The following is a 13,141-nucleotide window of genomic DNA, read 5'->3' on the forward strand; positions in this document are numbered from 1 at the left end:
CGAGGTATGATCCTTCAGGCCACCGAAATCACCAGCTTTCCGGTCACATGCCCTTCGGCGCTGAGCGCCTGTGCTTCGCCGGTCTTTTCCATCGGAAATGTCTTTTGAACATCGAGGCGCAATGCGCCCTCGGTGTAAAGCCGGGCGGCCTCGGTGAATACGATACCGGGCTCTTTCAGCTGCGTGGGCGAGAACAGGGCGCCGCGATCGGATGCGGAAAAATCGGCGATGGAAATGACCCGCGCCGGATCGCCGGTGATCTCGATCAGGTCGTCGATGATGCCGGAACCGGCGATATCGAGCGCAATATCCACGCCGTCGGGAGCCAGTTCGCGCACACGGGCTGCGAGGCCGGGGCCGTATGTCGTGGGGGTTGCGCCCAGTTTGCGAAGGTAATCATGGTTCCGCGCGCTGGCCGTTGCAATCACCGTCAAACCGCGATGGCGGGCAAGCTGGACGGCTACGGAGCCCACCGCGCCGGAAGCGCCGCTGACAAGCACCGTCTGGCCCGCTTTCGCTTGCACCTGATCGAGAATGCGCCAGGCCGTTTCGACGGCCACGGGCAGGGCTGCGGCCGTTTCGAAGGACATGTCGTCCGGCTTCAGCGCCCAGCTTTTCAGCACGACATATTCCGCCGTGGCGTGGTTGCCGAGCCCGAAGACCGCATCGCCGACGGAAACGCCGGTTACGCCTTCACCGACCTCGTCCACCACGCCGGAGGCTTCGAAGCCGACCGTGTGGGGAAACTCCAGCGGCATGAAGTCGCGGAAAATTCCCGACCGCCGCTTCCAGTCGGCCGGGTTGACGCCCGCCGCCCGCGCGGCGATGCGCACCTGACCGGGACCGGCATGCGGTTCGTCCACGTCAACCACTTTCAGGACATCCGGCTCGCCATATTCACTGAACTGGACCGCTTTCATGATCTTTTCCTTTCAGCTCGTGCTTTGCTGTTTATTTCGGATAGACGCCGAGTTTCTGCAGGCCTTCCAGCATCTCGGTCTTGTCATAGGCGAAATAATCCTCGTCGCTCACCGCCGGATTGGCGGCAATGCCGGCAGAGACCAGGCCGACTTCCTCGTTGGAAACCCAGTCGTCATTGTAGCGCAGCCTGGCGCGGGTGATCACCGGCCCCAGCACCTGCGCGGCGACGCGTTGCGCCTTTCCAACCTCGGCTGAAAGAACCTGGCGCATCATGAAGAGGGCTGCCTGCTGCATATTGATGATCGAGGCGCCGGGGACCGGCGCGACCGCGCTGCCGCCGAGGACAAGCTGATAGCTGCCCGTCTGCGGCAGACGCCTGATCCAGGCGCGGGCGGTGGCGACATGCGCCGTCGACATATCGACGAAATAGCGCTGCCAGTCGCTTTCGGAAATCTCCCACAGGGTCTTGCCCTGCCACCAGCCGCCAATGGAGGCGATGACATCCGTGACCGGGCCGAACTCGGCGGTAATACGCTCGGCCATCGCCTGCGCACTGTCGAAACCGGTGTAATCGCCGGTCACGAAAGACAGTTTTTCGCTCTCACCGGCCTCAGCCAGAACCTCCCGGAACCGTTTCACCCGGCCTTCGGTGCGCGACGGCACGATGACATGCGCGCCGGTCTTCAGCCATGTGCGGACAATGCCCTCGCCGACATCGCCCGTGCCGCCGGCAATGACGACACGGCGGTCGGAAAGATCGGGATAGCGCGCCTTTGCAAGATCGATCGTCGCGGTCATCTCAAAGTCCCTCGCGTTTGACATAGTCCGCGACGCTGACCGGCATGATATGCGGATAGCGGTCGTTGGCAATCGCATTGAGCTTGCCCTTGCCCGTCAGCAGCGCACGCCAGTACATCAGCGGCAGCCAGCTGAACACATTGGCAGGCTCCGCTTCCCGGCGCTTTGCGATTTCGTCGTCGAGATCAGCGAGCGTTCCCATCTGCTTCACGGTCAGGGATTTGCCCGACGCATCCTCATAGGTCTTCAGGAGGCCATGAAAATCGAGCGTCTCACCGGCAACCTCGAAGATGGCTGGAACGGGTTCATCGTCCAGCGCCACCTCGACCGTGAAGCGGGCCGTGTCGGCATAGGTGGTGAAATCCATCAGGGCATTGCCGTCGCCCCACAGAAACGCGGTGCGCGCGTCAAGGTCGAAGGCGCCTAGAAAGCCGAACAGAACAATCCGGTCCATGAAAGCGCCGTTCTGGATCTGCACGACTTCGACATCGCCCTTCGCCTTTTCGGCTGCCCTGGCAAAGGCGCGGCGGTCGTCCGAGTTGATGTTGTCACCGTCGTCGACGCCGAAGATATTGTAGGAGAAGTTGGATGGAATGAACCGGCGCGCGCCGGCCTTGCGGGCGGCTTCAAGCAGACGCAGCTGCGCATCGACGATGATGGCGGGACCGCCCTGTATTGCCGAGATCACGGAATATGCGCCCTGAAGCGCGTCTTCCAGACGGTCTGCCTGAGCCTCGGAGTCGACTTCAATCTCGACGATCTCCGCGCCTTTTTCGCGCAGGCCCGCGACCTTTGCCGCGCTTTGCGGCCGTACGAGCACGCGCAATTGTACATCCGGCCTGTCCAGAAGCTGATCGGCGATGAGCGAGCCCAGATTGCCGGTTGCGCCAGCGAGCACAACGATCTTGCCTGCTTCGGTCATATTTATCCTCGTCTGTCTGATTTTCGGCAACGCACCGGGAGGACGGCGAAGCCTTGTTCGTGGTCGGGATACCGGAAAGGCCCGCCGCCATGGGCGGTCGCTTTCTGGTATATTTTTGTAACTCGGTATATATATGTAGCCACGTATTTCCGCCGCAAGACGGCACAAAAATGATACCGGGGTTACATGCAAGGAACCGACCAACCTGTTATCCGCCATTCCGAGGAATGCCTGCGCGTTGCGCGCGTGCTCTCGAGCATCGCCGGCAAATGGAGTGTCCTCATCATCATGCTGCTCAGGGAAAAACCGCTTCGTTTCAGCGAGTTGAAGCGGGGCATCGACGGCATCTCACAACGGATGCTGACACTGACATTGCGCAATCTCGAGCGGGATGGCCTCGTCACGCGCACGGTGACGACGTCGATACCGCCGCGCGTCGATTACGAACTGACCGGACTGGGCCATTCGCTCGCCGAGCCGGTTCAGGCGGTCGGCGCATGGGCCTTCTGCCACCTGTCGGAAATCGAAACATCACGGATCCGCTACGACGAAAAGTCGTAACAGCCCCGTTTTTAAAGCTGGAATTTATATGGTTTTGCGCCGGCTGCGCCATGTCAGCCAGCCATTGAGGCAGACCAGCGTCAATATCACCGCAGGCGGAATGACGTGAGCGTATTCGCCATTCGACAGCACGGTTATGCCGGCCGCCGTCATGACCAGACCGGCAAGTGCGCTTCCGGCGAGCCGGACGACGGGAAGGGCGATGAGCACGGCCGCTGCCCATTCCAGCGTTCCGGTGACATAGGGAAACCAGGCCGGATAGCCCCAGTGCACATATTCCTCGACCGTTGCCGGAGACGCCATCAGGTTGAGCGTTCCGCCAACGGCAAAAAACGCGGTCAACAGCCCTGCGAGAACATGATTCCAGGGAATGTTTTTCATAGCGTTTCTCCTCATGACGCGAAAGTGATTTGACCGTGTGAGCGGCCAGCACGTCCGGGCTGTTCCACGCTCGCCATTGCCGACCGCCTGTGTTTCTTCATCAGGCAAATTGATGAACGTCATGTAAGTTTTGAAAAACGCATTGCAAACATAAAGAGGGCGTTTGCTCCTCAAAGGACGTCACCGGCAGGGCAGCATATTCGCAGAAAAGTCCGCGCTCGCAGCGCTTCATCGCTGCTGTTAATTCCGTCCGCCGTTGCGCGATCTTGAAGCGGCCGAGCCGCTTCAAGATCTTTTGCTTCCCGCAGAATTGCCCGCCTAGGCTTTCAGAAGGCGACCGGCCTGCGGGCCGTCCAGCGCCTCGGGACGACGGCAACGCGTGGACACTTTGATGCTGCGCTGCTCTTCGGCGGCACGCAGAATTGCAGTGAGGACGTCCACGACATGGAGCGCGTATTCGCCGTTGCAGCGGTGTTCGCGACCTTCGACGATGGCCTGCGCCATGTCGGCGAGACCGGCAGTGCGGTAATCGGCGACCTCGCCGCTGGAGACCGTGCGGTTGGGGGGGCCAAGCGGATGGTCCCAGTGCGGCAGTTCGGCAATATCGCGCTTTCTGGTCACGACCACCGGGCCATCGAAGAAGTTCGGGTTGGGAATGTGGATGGTGCCCTCGCTGCCGTAGAGCGCCATCGGCGCGAGATTATGCTGCCAGACATCCCAGCTTGTCACGAGGGTCACCAGCGCGCCCGATTCAAATGTGAGGATCGCCTGCACCGTCGTTGCGACCTCCACCGGAACAGTTTCGCCGGTGCGCGGGCCGGAGCCGATGCGGCGGGAATTTTCCGGCATTGCCGCTTCGGCGGAGACGCGGGCAACGGGGCCGAGAAGCTGGACGAGATTGGCAACGTAATAGGGGCCGAGATCGAGGATCGGCCCGCCGCCTTTACGGAAGAAGAAATCGGGCGCGGGATGCCATTCCTCCATGCCGTGGTTCATCACGAAACAGGTTCCCGACGTGATTGTGCCGATGGCATTGTCATCGATCAGATGCCGGGCAAGCTGATGCGACGCGCCAAGGATCGTGTCGGGCGCGGAACCGACCCGCAAGCCCCGCGCTTCGGCAAGCTGCATCAGGGCCTTGCCCTCATCGACATCCACCACGAACGGCTTTTCGCAATAGACGTGCTTTCCCGCCTCAAGCGCCATTTTCGACACCGGGAAATGCGCGGCGGGCGGCGTGAGATTGAGGATGATATCGACATCCGGGTCGGCCAGAAGCGCCTCCGGCGACATCGCCTTTATCCCGAATTCCGCGCCGCGCGCCTCGGCGGCGGCCTCATCCATGTCGGCAACGCCGACAAAGGTGATGTTTTCGAAGGTTTTGGCACGCGCAAGATAGGCCGCCGAGATATTGCCGCAGCCGATAAGGCCGACGCCGAGAACGGTTTTCATGATCTCTATTCCGGTTTGTTGAAACGGGGACGGCGCACGGCCCCGTCAGCGTGTTGACAAAGCTTATCCTTTTTACGGACGTCATCCTCGGGCTTGTCCCGAGGATCTAATCACCGCTCCGCGCGAGCGACGTTGGCGTCTCGTAATGGGTTGCAATTCAATAGATTTTTCGCCCGAGACGCCTGTCGCGATGATGTGTGCTTAGATGCTCGGGACAAGCCCGAGCATGACGAAAGAGGGTGGAAAAACCTTTGTCAGCGCACTGACGGAAACGACGCACGCCCCCGTCATTGCTGTTGGGTTCACGGCCGGGCCGGGCTGAAAATCAGTCCCAGTCCGGGCCGACCTCCGGCACGACAATCCTGAAACCGCGGTCGAGTTCGGCGATGCGGTTCATTTCCGCCTCGCTCAGGGCAATGTTCTGCGCTTCGAAATTGCTCTTCTGGCGCTCGGCGCTGGAGGATGCGGGAATGACGGCGATGCCGCGCTGCATCAGCCAGGCGAGCGAGATCTGCGAGGCGAGCGCATTGTGCTCCTCGGCAATCTCCTTCAACACCGGATCGTCGGCAACGCGCCCCTGCGCCAGCGGCATGTAGGCCGTCGGCACGATGCCCTTCGACAGGGCAAAATCGACGAGCTTGCTGTTCTGCAGGAAGGGGTGGATTTCCACCTGGTCGGTATGAATCCGTCCCGGACCGAGAACGTCTTCGGCCTGTTTCAGGCGTGCAATCGGGAAATTGGAAACGCCGATATGGCGCGCCTTTCCCTGATCCTGAAGGCGGCCGAGATCTTCCATATAGCTTTCGAACGGCACATCGGGATCAATCGACGGCCAGTGGATCAGCACGAGGTCGATGACATCGACCTGCAGATCCTTCAGGCTGTTTTCGACCGACGGCATGAACTGGGCGCGGTCGAGTTTCTTCTGCGCCACCTTGGTGGTGATGAAGATATCGTCGCGGTCGATGCCGCTTCTGCGCACCGCCTCGCCGACCATCGGCTCGGAGCCGTAGCTTTGTGCCGTGTCGATGTGGCGATAGCCGATTTCGAGCGCGGAGACGATGGCGCGGATGCCGTCTTCTTCGAGGCGGCCATAGGTTCCAAGGCCCATCATCGGGATTTTGTCAGGCATGGTATCTCCTTCAGCCCTTGGTTCCGCCGGCCGTCAGACCGCCGACAAAGAGCTTCTGCATGGCAAGGAAAAGAATGGCGATCGGCACCGTCATGATCACCGAGGCGGCCATGACGGCTCCCCAGTCGGTGTTGAATTCGGTGGTGAATTCCGACAGGCCGATCGGCAGCGTCTTGGTGGAGGAGTCGATGGCGAAACACAGCGCGAAGATGAATTCGTTCCATGTGGTCACGAAGGCATAGACGATCACCGCGACAACGCCGGGAAGCGACAGCGGCAGCGTGATGCGCAGCAGCGCGCCGAGCCTTGAGGCGCCATCGACAATGGCCGCCTCCTCCAGCTCAACCGGAATACCGCGGAAATAGGAGATCAGCATGAACACGCTGAGCGGCAGGGTCAGGATGAGATAGGCGAGGATCAGGCCGAGATAGGTGTTGAGCAGGTTCAGCCAGTTGAGCACGACATAAAGCGGCACGATGATCGCCGCCGTCGGCAAAAGCTGGCCGACGATGATCAGCGAGATCGCCAGCGACTTGCCCCTGAACTTGAAACGGGCAAAGCCGTAGGAGGCGAGAATGGCGAGCGCCAGCGCGATTGCCGTCGAACCGGCCGAGATGATCAGCGAATTCAGGAAGTAGCGCGGCACGTTGGATTCAAACAGCACCTTTGCGTAATTGGCCCAGCTCGGCGCTTCGGGAATCCATGTCGGCGGAACGGTATAGAGCTCGCTCAGTTTCTTGAAGGATGAGATCAGCATCCAGAGAAACGGAAACATCGTGACGACGACGACGACGGCGACAGCGGGATAAAGCGGCCATTTGGCCCGGGTACGGGAAGCCATCACCTTACTCCTTTTCTGCGAATACGGTTACGTAGAGAACCATCAGCACGCCGGTAATGCCCAGGAACATCACCGAAAGGGCGGCAGCCTGGTTGAACTGGAAGAACTGGAAGGCCTGACGGAAGATCTGGATCGGCAGGATGATGCTGCGGTTGGCAGGTCCGCCACCGGTCATCGCGTAGATGATGGTGATGGCATTCAGCCCCCAGATGGCCAGGAGCAGCGAAAGCGAGCTCAGCACCGGCTTCAGATAGGGCAGCGTCACGTAGAGGATTTCGTGGTGCAGCTTGGCGCCGTCGATGCGGGCGGCCTCATAGACATCCTGCGGAATGGCCTGCAGGCCCGCCAGAACCATGATGGCGACGAAGGGGAACATCTTCCACACATTGACGGTGACCAGCGCCGGCATGACGGTGTTCGGGTTGGTCAGCCAGCCGATCGGCTGATCGATCACGCCGGCGCCCTGCGCCATGTAGTTGATGATGCCGAATTCGGTGTGGAACATCCATGCCCAGGTGGTGGCGGCAACAATGCCGGGAATAACCCACGGCACGACGATCATCGCACGCAGCGCGCTACGGCCCCAGAAGGGCGCGTTGAGCAGGATGCCGACCGCCGTGCCCAGAATGATCTGGAAGACGATCGAGAAGAACACGTAGACGAAGGTGTTGCGGAGCGTGATGCCGGTCAGGCGCTGATCCAGCATGGTCCGGAAGTTCTCCAGACCGACATAATTGCCCGCAGGATCTGTGACGGAAAGGACGACTGTGTAGACCAGCGGATAAAACACCAGCAGGGCAAGCACGAAAAGTGCCGGAAACACGAACAGCGGTCCGGTGAAGCGGGAACTGACACGCATGGCATTCCTCTTGAAAACAGCGGAGAGGCCGGGCCGCAGCACATGGGTGCGGCCCGGCCGGAAAAGTTGTTATTTCAGAAGACCGTCGATCTGCTGGGTCGTATCCGTCAGAACCTCCTGAACATCGGCGCCGCCGAGCAGGATTTCCTGGATGGAGTCGAAATACATCTGCGTAATCTGCACCCAGTTGTTCACCGGCGGCTGCGGACGCGCATACTGCAGCATTTCGCGGAACTTCTCGTATTCGGGAAGCTGGAACTGCTCCATCTGCATGGCCGTTTCGCGGGCCGGGAAGTTGTCATGGGTGTAAAAGCCCATGTTTTCCGGCTCCAGCAGATAGGCGAGGAAGGTTTCTGCGTCTTCCTTGTTCTTTGCCGCTTCCGGGATCACGAAGTTCCAGCCACCGAGGATAACCGCGGTTTCCTTGCCTTCCGGGTGCGGGATCAGCGCGGTACCGACATCAATATCCGGGTTTTCCTGACCGATCGAGCCGAGATCGAACTGGCCCGACTGATACATGGCGATGGTGCCGGCGATGAACAGGCGGCGCAGCGCCGTGCCGTCGTTTTCGAGCGTGGAGGGCGGCGCGGAGCCGTCAGCCAGGAAGCTGGTATAGAAGTCGACGGCTTCCACGGATTCCGGCGTATCGAGAATGCTCGACTGCAGGTCTTCAGCAAGAACGCCGCCGCCATTCATCCACAGGAAGGGAAGCGAACGGAAGATCGTGTTGGAGACCTCGCCGCCACCGGCAATGCCGATGCCATAGTGACCGTTATTGGTCAGCGCGGCAGCGGTTTCCGTCAGCTCGGCCCAGGTTTCCGGGAAGTCTTCCGGATCGAGTCCGGCTTCGCGGAACATGTCCTTGTTGTAGATCATCGCATGCGCTTCGGCGCGGAAGGGAATGCCGTAAAGGCCGCCGTCGACTTCGGCCGTCTGCAGGGCTGCCGGCAGGAAGTCATCAAGGTCGATCTCGTTTTCGGCGATGAAATCGTCGAGCTGAGCCAGCCCGCCGGTGGTTGCGAACGGCACGGTCCAGCCGTTGGCGACATCGATGAGGTCAGGCGTATTGCCGGATTGCAGGGCCACGAGAACGCGGTTCTGCAGGCCGTTGGGCACGACGCGTTCGACCCGGACCGAGATATCGGGGTTCTGCTCTTCGAACTTCTGCGCCAGCGCTTCGGCGCGATCGGCACCGAATTCAGGCGCCCACCATGTAATTTCGCCGGCAAAGGCCGGGGCCTGCATCAGGAACAGCGGCACGGCCGCGGTCAGTGCGAGTTTGGATTTAAGTCTCATGGTCTTCCTCCCAAGTAAGAAGTGTTGTGGTTCAGGACATTTGCGGGTCGTTGACCCGCGGCGCTGTCCTGACGAGGGCGTTCATGTAGCCCACGGCGTGCGCCATCCCGACATGCCAGGGGGCAGGACAGGAAATTTCAGGAATGTGATCGGGAACGAGCACGCCGTCATAGCCTTCGGCATGAAGGATACGGGCGATCTCGGCCATATCGGTGTCGCCGTCATCGATGAAGGCTTCCGCATAGCGGGGAACCTTGCCCTTGACGTTGCGGAAATGCACATAGGCAATCCGCCCCGTGCGGGCGTAGTGACGCGTGGTTTCGTAGACATCGCCCGGCATTTCCATCAGCGAGCCGATGCAGAACTGCATGGCATTGGAGGGGCTTTCGACGATCTGCAGCAGCCGGTCGTATTTTTCGTGGCGATTGACCAGACGGGCGGTCCCGCGCAGGCTGTCGGCAGGCGGATCGTCGGGATGCGCGGCAAGCACCACGCCCGCTTCTTCGGCCACCGGCACCAGTTCCTTCAGGAACCATTCGAGGCGCTGCCACAATTCTTCTTCGCTGCAGGTCACCGGATCGGGCCCGCGACCTTCACGCACACGCATGTTCCAGACGATACCGTCGGGGATCGGCCGGTCGTGATCGAAGCGTGACATGTCGAATGTCGTTGCCATCGCGCCGCCACGGGCGATCGGCTGTCTCTGCCAGCCCCACACACCGGCCAGTGAAAAATTGTAGCCGATGACGGGGATGCCGGCCCGCCCGCAATCGCGGACGAGCTTTTTCAGACCATCCATCTGCGCTGCCCGTTCGGGGCCGTTCAGGAGGATGTCGGACCAGAAGGACGGCGAGAAGTTTTCCAGCGCGGCAACGCCAAGGCCGTTGTCGGCCAGCATCTTCACCGCACCGGAAAGCGTTTCATAGTCCCAGAGCACGGCGTCGCGGTCTTCGGAGAGAGGCGGACCTGCTTCGCCGGCCAGCCAGCCCGAAGGGTCGGCTTTGTGGCCGTAGCGCACGAGATGGATGACAGCATCCCGGACACCGAGCTGGACGGCAAAGCGCGCACCGGCCGGTGAAAGGCTTTCTCCGAAAAGTGTCAGTCCTACCCGCATTTCGTGCTCCCAATCGAGATTGCCAAACCTTCGCCTCTCCCGGTTTTGCATCTCTTTCAAAAAGTCCATATTTGGAACTTATTGTTCTTTATATGAAACTAGATCGTCATAACGCATCGAGTCAAGACCTTTGTCCTGAATGCGACGCCGGTTGAGCGAATTATCGCCTACTTGGCAGCCATGGCCTTGATGGCAGCGAACTGCATGCTGTCCGGCATCATCTGCATGACCTCGATACGGTTGCCGTCGGGGTCGTCGACCCAGCACTGGCGGTTTCCATCGCGGCCGGTCACAACCGGTTTGGCGAGCGGAACATTCATTTCCGCAAAGCGCTTTGCAGCCGCGTCGATATCGCCGGTTTCAACGCAGAAATGGTTGAGACCCGTGGCGTTTGGCCCGGGAACCGGGTTGCCTTCGCCTTCCGGGAAGAGCTCGAGATAGACCGTGTCGGTCACCTTCAGGTAGACCAGCCAGACGCGGCCGTCGTCCTGATTCAGGCGGAACATTTCGGGAAAACCGAAAACCGTCTGGTAGAATTCAAGCGACTTTTCGATGTCCGTGCAACGAATGGCCACGTGAGCGATTCCGGTGAAAACCATTGCGTTTACTCCTCTGCAATGTGGGTTGTACCCAAGGTTTGTGCGCCCGACCGATGGACAAGCGCCGAAAATCCCGATACCCAAAAGAAAAAGTTCATATTTGGGATCATTCTATGAAAACGAGGTCTGATGCGCCGGGGGTGGCAGCCGAGGGGTATGGTGCAGCCGCGGAAAAAAACCGCATTCCCGCAATCGATCGCATGATGGATGTTCTGTCCTATCTTGAGCGAAAGCCCGGCGGCGCATCGATGCGCGAGCTTGTGGAAGTGCTGCACCTGCCGCGCACCACGGTCTACCGCCTGCTGAATTCGCTTCATGCCTACGGTATTGTCCGCCACCTTCCAGACGGAAGCTATGTGCTCGGCACGCGGCTGATTTCGCTGGCCGCCCGCGTCCTGCCGAGCGCCGCCGATATCGATATCGTGCTGCTGGCCACCCCGCATATGGAGCGGCTTTCGGAGACCACGGGGGAAGGCTGCAAACTCTCCGTTCTCAACGAGGACGGCGTTGTGGTGATTGCCGCCAGCCCCGGTTCGCGCGGTCATGCGCTTGCCGGCGTGCCGGGACAGCGCCTGCCGCTGCATGCGGGCGCGGCAAGCAAGGTCCTGCTCGCCAGCCTCACCAAATCGGAGCTGGACACCATTCTGCCCGAGACGCTGGCGCGCTACACGCCGCGCACGATCACCTCGGTAAAGAGCCTGCGCGCCGAACTGACCCGCATCCGCCGTCAGGGCTGGGCCTGGGACGAAGGCGAATTTTCCACCGGCGTGAACGCCTTTGCCGCGCCGGTGCCCGACCGCAACGGCAAGACGATTGCCGCCCTCAGCCTGCCCTATCTCGCGGGCGAAACCGATGGCAGCCGCCTCGATATGCTGCGCGCCGCCACGATTTCCAGCGCCGGCGCCATCGCAGCGGACCTGCCGGCAGCGCCCAAGCGCAGTTCGACGGGCTGGAACGGCTGATCTCATTTGAAGAAATCCGCATCGTCGTCATTCAGATAGCGTTCGGCTGCCTCGGGGATCAGGTCGACGCCGAGGCCCGGTGCGGTCAAAACGTCGACAAACCCGTCCTTCACGATCGTCTCCGGCAAGCCGGTGACGATCTCCGCCCACCATTCGGGAACGGCGATCGGGTATTCAAACGCGATGAAATTGGCAGGCAGCGTTGCGCTGACCTGGATGAGCGCGGCAAGGCCGATCAATCCGTTGGCCGTGCCATGCGGCGCCATCATGATCCCGTGCAGGTCGGCGTATTCGGCAATCCATTTCAGCTCGGCAAGACCGCCGACATCCGCCGGATCGGGGCCGATCACATCGACAGCGCGCGCTTCGATCAGCGGCTTGTAGTTGTTTCTGAGATAGATCTGCTCACCGGTATGGATCGGTGACGAGGTCGCCGTCGTCAGATCGCGATAAAGATCGGTGTCCGACCAGGGCGTGTAGTCGCCCGAAATCAGGTCCTCGAGCCAGAGCAGATCGAGGTGCTCCACGCCGCGGGCAAACCGCAGCGCATCGGAAAACATCCAGCCCGGACCGCAATCAAGCGCGATGCCGACCGTTTCCCCAGCAACTTCCTTCATCGCCTCGACGCAATCGATCGTATGGCGCAGCCCCTTCTCGGTGATCTTGCCGCGCTCGAGAATACCGTGCGGCCCGGCCCCCGCATGCTCGCCATAATGATAGCCGGGAACCACCTCCTTCATGGCGCAGTGGAAGGCGATCGGCTGCTTGATCATGGTGAAGCCTTCCGGCAGAGCCATCATCTTGCGCATGTCGTCGGCATAGTCTTCCGGCCGGTAGCCGTTCAGCGGAAAGCGGATGCCGCCATTATAGACGCGCAGCTTGTCGCGAACCTTGCCGCCAAGCAGCTTGTGAACCGGCAGGTTCGCGGCCTTGCCGGCAATATCCCACAGCGCCATCTCGATCACGCTGACGGCGCTTCCGAAGGGCTTGTTGCCGCCCCGCTGGCGGATGCGCAACATGACGCGCTCCACGTCCGTCGGGTCGGCGCCGAGAATGGCTTCGCGAAGTTGCAGTATCTGCGGCTTGAGAAACGGTTTGTAGAATTCGGCCTGGCCGATCCCGTAAATCCCTTCATCGGTTGAGATACGGACAACCGGGTGGTTGCCAATGACCGCGCATTTAAGGTCCGTGATTTTCATTGGGCGCTCCTGCTTCCCTGCCCGTCGCTGTGATCGCGACTCTTCGCTATTGACTTTGACTGAATTTTCCTCTCTTTTCAATCCATATTCGGAACCTATTTGGT

Annotated in this window: 15 protein-coding genes; 2 read left to right on the plus strand and 13 right to left on the minus strand. The window is 60.7% G+C overall.

All coding sequences use genetic code 11. The features are described from left to right. Positions 1-14: 14 nt before the first annotated feature. From ACHZCU_RS07630 to ACHZCU_RS07640, 3 genes are read right to left on the minus strand one after another with little or no spacing between them, the layout of a single operon-like run. Positions 15-920 (minus strand): NADP-dependent oxidoreductase, encoded by a 906-nt coding sequence (locus ACHZCU_RS07630; protein ID WP_319518296.1) that lies wholly within the window; start codon positions 918-920, stop codon positions 15-17. Positions 921-951: 31 nt separating this feature from the next. Next, a complete protein-coding gene (locus ACHZCU_RS07635) occupies positions 952-1,719 on the minus strand; it encodes an SDR family oxidoreductase (protein ID WP_319518297.1) in 768 nt (255 codons plus the stop codon). A gap of 1 nt (position 1,720) precedes the next feature. Beyond that, a complete protein-coding gene (locus tag ACHZCU_RS07640; RefSeq protein WP_319518298.1) occupies positions 1,721-2,641 on the minus strand; it encodes an NmrA family NAD(P)-binding protein in 921 nt (306 codons plus the stop codon). A gap of 186 nt (positions 2,642-2,827) precedes the next feature. Here ACHZCU_RS07640 and ACHZCU_RS07645 point away from each other — a divergent pair, with 186 nt between their 5' ends. Further along, positions 2,828-3,202 (plus strand): helix-turn-helix domain-containing protein, encoded by a 375-nt coding sequence (locus ACHZCU_RS07645; RefSeq protein WP_319518299.1) that lies wholly within the window; start codon positions 2,828-2,830, stop codon positions 3,200-3,202. 24 nt (positions 3,203-3,226) lie between these two features. On the opposite strand, the gene ACHZCU_RS07650 is transcribed toward ACHZCU_RS07645, so the two are convergent. From ACHZCU_RS07650 to ACHZCU_RS07690, 9 genes are all read right to left on the minus strand, one after another. Continuing rightward, entirely contained in the window at positions 3,227-3,583 is a 357-nt protein-coding gene (locus ACHZCU_RS07650) for a DoxX family protein (protein WP_319518300.1), read from the minus strand. Positions 3,584-3,683: 100 nt separating this feature from the next. After that, positions 3,684-3,872 (minus strand): hypothetical protein, encoded by a 189-nt coding sequence (locus ACHZCU_RS07655; RefSeq protein WP_319518301.1) that lies wholly within the window; start codon positions 3,870-3,872, stop codon positions 3,684-3,686. A gap of 29 nt (positions 3,873-3,901) precedes the next feature. Beyond that, entirely contained in the window at positions 3,902-5,035 is a 1,134-nt protein-coding gene (locus ACHZCU_RS07660) for a Gfo/Idh/MocA family oxidoreductase (protein ID WP_319518302.1), read from the minus strand. Positions 5,036-5,360: 325 nt separating this feature from the next. After that, a complete protein-coding gene (locus tag ACHZCU_RS07665; protein WP_319518303.1) occupies positions 5,361-6,167 on the minus strand; it encodes an aldo/keto reductase in 807 nt (268 codons plus the stop codon). A gap of 10 nt (positions 6,168-6,177) precedes the next feature. After that, a complete protein-coding gene (locus ACHZCU_RS07670) occupies positions 6,178-7,008 on the minus strand; it encodes a carbohydrate ABC transporter permease (protein ID WP_106306843.1) in 831 nt (276 codons plus the stop codon). 4 nt (positions 7,009-7,012) lie between these two features. After that, the gene (locus ACHZCU_RS07675) at positions 7,013-7,867 is read right to left on the minus strand and encodes a carbohydrate ABC transporter permease (protein ID WP_106307343.1); all 855 of its coding nucleotides are present in this window, start codon (positions 7,865-7,867) and stop codon (positions 7,013-7,015) included. 69 nt (positions 7,868-7,936) lie between these two features. Further along, complete coding sequence (locus tag ACHZCU_RS07680; protein ID WP_106306841.1) at positions 7,937-9,163, minus strand: sugar ABC transporter substrate-binding protein; 1,227 nt, start codon at positions 9,161-9,163, stop codon at positions 7,937-7,939. A gap of 31 nt (positions 9,164-9,194) precedes the next feature. Next, complete coding sequence (locus ACHZCU_RS07685) at positions 9,195-10,277, minus strand: mannonate dehydratase (RefSeq protein WP_319518304.1); 1,083 nt, start codon at positions 10,275-10,277, stop codon at positions 9,195-9,197. A 167-nt stretch (positions 10,278-10,444) separates the two neighbouring features. Continuing rightward, entirely contained in the window at positions 10,445-10,876 is a 432-nt protein-coding gene (locus ACHZCU_RS07690) for a VOC family protein (RefSeq protein ID WP_319518305.1), read from the minus strand. 113 nt (positions 10,877-10,989) lie between these two features. On the opposite strand from ACHZCU_RS07690, the gene ACHZCU_RS07695 reads away from it, so the two are divergent. Continuing rightward, positions 10,990-11,838 (plus strand): IclR family transcriptional regulator, encoded by an 849-nt coding sequence (locus ACHZCU_RS07695; protein WP_106306832.1) that lies wholly within the window; start codon positions 10,990-10,992, stop codon positions 11,836-11,838. A 2-nt stretch (positions 11,839-11,840) separates the two neighbouring features. Here the strand turns inward: ACHZCU_RS07695 and ACHZCU_RS07700 are convergent, their stop codons facing one another. Continuing rightward, on the minus strand, positions 11,841-13,037 hold the full coding sequence (locus ACHZCU_RS07700) for a mandelate racemase/muconate lactonizing enzyme family protein (protein WP_106306829.1): 1,197 nt from the start codon (positions 13,035-13,037) through the stop codon (positions 11,841-11,843). Positions 13,038-13,141 lie beyond the last annotated feature (104 nt).

Origin of the sequence: uncultured Martelella sp., assembly GCF_963677965.2 — a bacterium.
Lineage (GTDB): Bacteria > Pseudomonadota > Alphaproteobacteria > Rhizobiales > Rhizobiaceae > Martelella > Martelella mangrovi.

Coding starts and splice junctions, on each gene's coding strand:
- ACHZCU_RS07675 (WP_106307343.1), bottom strand. CDS start 7,867: ATGCGTGTCAGTTCCCGCTTCACCGGACCGCTGTTCGTGTTTCCGGCA.
- ACHZCU_RS07650 (WP_319518300.1), bottom strand. CDS start 3,583: ATGAAAAACATTCCCTGGAATCATGTTCTCGCAGGGCTGTTGACCGCG.
- ACHZCU_RS07645 (WP_319518299.1), top strand. CDS start 2,828: ATGCAAGGAACCGACCAACCTGTTATCCGCCATTCCGAGGAATGCCTG.
- ACHZCU_RS07630 (WP_319518296.1), bottom strand. CDS start 920: ATGAAAGCGGTCCAGTTCAGTGAATATGGCGAGCCGGATGTCCTGAAA.
- ACHZCU_RS07660 (WP_319518302.1), bottom strand. CDS start 5,035: ATGAAAACCGTTCTCGGCGTCGGCCTTATCGGCTGCGGCAATATCTCG.
- ACHZCU_RS07695 (WP_106306832.1), top strand. CDS start 10,990: ATGAAAACGAGGTCTGATGCGCCGGGGGTGGCAGCCGAGGGGTATGGT.
- ACHZCU_RS07635 (WP_319518297.1), bottom strand. CDS start 1,719: ATGACCGCGACGATCGATCTTGCAAAGGCGCGCTATCCCGATCTTTCC.
- ACHZCU_RS07670 (WP_106306843.1), bottom strand. CDS start 7,008: ATGGCTTCCCGTACCCGGGCCAAATGGCCGCTTTATCCCGCTGTCGCC.
- ACHZCU_RS07640 (WP_319518298.1), bottom strand. CDS start 2,641: ATGACCGAAGCAGGCAAGATCGTTGTGCTCGCTGGCGCAACCGGCAAT.
- ACHZCU_RS07690 (WP_319518305.1), bottom strand. CDS start 10,876: ATGGTTTTCACCGGAATCGCTCACGTGGCCATTCGTTGCACGGACATC.
- ACHZCU_RS07700 (WP_106306829.1), bottom strand. CDS start 13,037: ATGAAAATCACGGACCTTAAATGCGCGGTCATTGGCAACCACCCGGTT.
- ACHZCU_RS07665 (WP_319518303.1), bottom strand. CDS start 6,167: ATGCCTGACAAAATCCCGATGATGGGCCTTGGAACCTATGGCCGCCTC.
- ACHZCU_RS07680 (WP_106306841.1), bottom strand. CDS start 9,163: ATGAGACTTAAATCCAAACTCGCACTGACCGCGGCCGTGCCGCTGTTC.
- ACHZCU_RS07685 (WP_319518304.1), bottom strand. CDS start 10,277: ATGCGGGTAGGACTGACACTTTTCGGAGAAAGCCTTTCACCGGCCGGT.